Genomic DNA, 2032 nt, shown 5'->3' on the forward strand with positions numbered 1-2032 from the left:
GTGGACCCGCCACAGCGGCTCCCCCTCGGCCAGCCTGTCGAGGGCCTCAAGACCCAGCGCGTACTCCCGGATCGCCAACGACCGCTTGTGGTTGAGGAAGCGGCCACGGAGCCGGGCGAGGTTGTCGGGACGCGTGTACTCCGGACCGTAGATGATCCGCAGGTACTCACGGCCACGGCACTTGATACCGGGCTGGACGAGTCGACCGGCCTCGCTGCGCACCACCGCGCCCACCGGCTTGACGACCATGCCCTCGCCGCCCCGCCCGGTCATCTCCAGCCACCAGTCGACCCCGGCCTGGATCGACTCGGGGTCGCCGGTGTCGACGTACAGCCGGCGCGTGGTCTGGAGCAGGCCGGTGCTGTCGTGCTCCACCAGCCGGTCCAGCAGGGCGAGTTGTTCGTCGTGCGGGAGTCCGGCGAAGCTGCGCCCCTGGACCGCGAGGATCTGGAACGGGGCGAGCCGGACCCCGTCGAGACCGGACGTGGTCCAGCAGTAGCGACGGTACGCGTCGGTGAACGCCGAGGCGTCCGCGGCCCGTTCACGCTGCCGGGAGAGCAGGTCGACCACGTCGACACCCCGCCCCACGGCACCCTCCAGCGCGGTCAGGACCCCCGGGAACACCACCCCCGCCGCCGCGCCGACCGCCGCGTACTGACCCCGCAGCAGCCCGGACGCCTTCAGCGACCACGGCATCAACTCCGCGTCCAGCAACAGCCAGTCGGTGTCGAGTTCCGTCCACAGTCCCGACTCGTCCACCGCCCTGCGCAGACGGCCGAGGATCTCCTCGGTCACCGCGACGTCGTCGAAGAAGGGACGCCCGGTGCGCGTGTACAACGACCCCGTCGGCCCGCCCTCCACACCGAACCGCTTCGCCGCCGCCTCCGCGTCCCGGCACACCAGCGCCACCGCCCGCGAACCCATGTGCTTCTCCTCGCACACGACCCGCGCGACCCCGTCGTCGGCGTACTGGGCGAACGCCTCCGCCGGGTGCTCCAGGTAGCCGTCGACGTGCGAGGTCGCCGTCGGGGCCATCGTCGGCGGCAGGTACGGCAGCAGCCGCGGGTCGACCGCGAAGCGGCTCATGACCTCCAGGGCCGCCGCCGCGTTCTCCTCGCGGACGGACACCCGGCCGGCGTGCCGGGTCTCCACCACCCGGCGGCCGTGCACGTCCGCCAGGTCGAGCGGACGGCCGTCGTGACCGCCGGGCGCCTCCGTGCGCAGCGGGCGGGTCGGCTCGTACCAGACCTGCTCGGCCGGTACGTCGACCAACTCCCGTTCCGGCCAGCGCAGAGCGGTCAGCTTGCCGCCGAAGACCGCGCCGGTGTCGAGGCAGATGGTGTTGTTGAGCCAGGTCGCCTCGGGCACCGGGGTGTGTCCGTAGACGACGGCCGCGCGGCCCCGGTAGTCCTCGGCCCACGGGTAGCGCACCGGCAGGCCGAACTCGTCGGTCTCGCCGGTCGTGTCGCCGTAGAGCGCGTGCGAGCGCACCCGGCCCGACGTGCGGCCGTGGTACCTCTCGGGCAGACCGGCGTGGCAGACGACCAGTCGGCCGCCGTCGAGGACGTAGTGGCTGACGAGTCCGTCGATGAACTCCCTTACCTGGGAACGGAATTCGTCGGACTCCCCCGCCATCTGCTCGATCGTCTCGGCGAGGCCGTGGGTGTGCTGGACCTGGCGGCCCTTGAGGTGACGGCCGAACTTGTTCTCGTGGTTGCCGGGTACGCACAGCGCGTTGCCCGACCCGACCATGGACATCACGCGGCGCAGCACGCCGGGCGAGTCGGGGCCGCGGTCGACGAGGTCGCCGACGAAGACGGCCGTACGGCCCGCCGGGTGGACGCCGTCGTCGTAGCCCAACTTGCCGAGCAGGGTCTCCAGTTCGGCCGCGCAGCCGTGGATGTCGCCGATGATGTCGAAGGGGCCGCTGAGGTGGGTCAGGTCGTTGAAGCGCTTCTCGGTGCGGATCGTGGCGTTCTCGATGTCCTCGACGCCGCGCAGGACGTGCACCTTGCGGAAGCCCTCGCGCTCC

Annotated in this window: 1 protein-coding gene; it reads right to left on the minus strand. The window is 71.9% G+C overall.

Annotated elements, in window-relative coordinates; all coding sequences use genetic code 11:
* A partial coding sequence (locus JHN63_RS51175; RefSeq protein WP_200691957.1) for a polynucleotide kinase-phosphatase occupies nucleotides 1-2032 on the minus strand: 2032 nt, incomplete at both ends.

It is taken from the genome of Streptomyces sp. MBT65, assembly GCF_016612545.1.
Classification (GTDB): domain Bacteria; phylum Actinomycetota; class Actinomycetes; order Streptomycetales; family Streptomycetaceae; genus Streptomyces.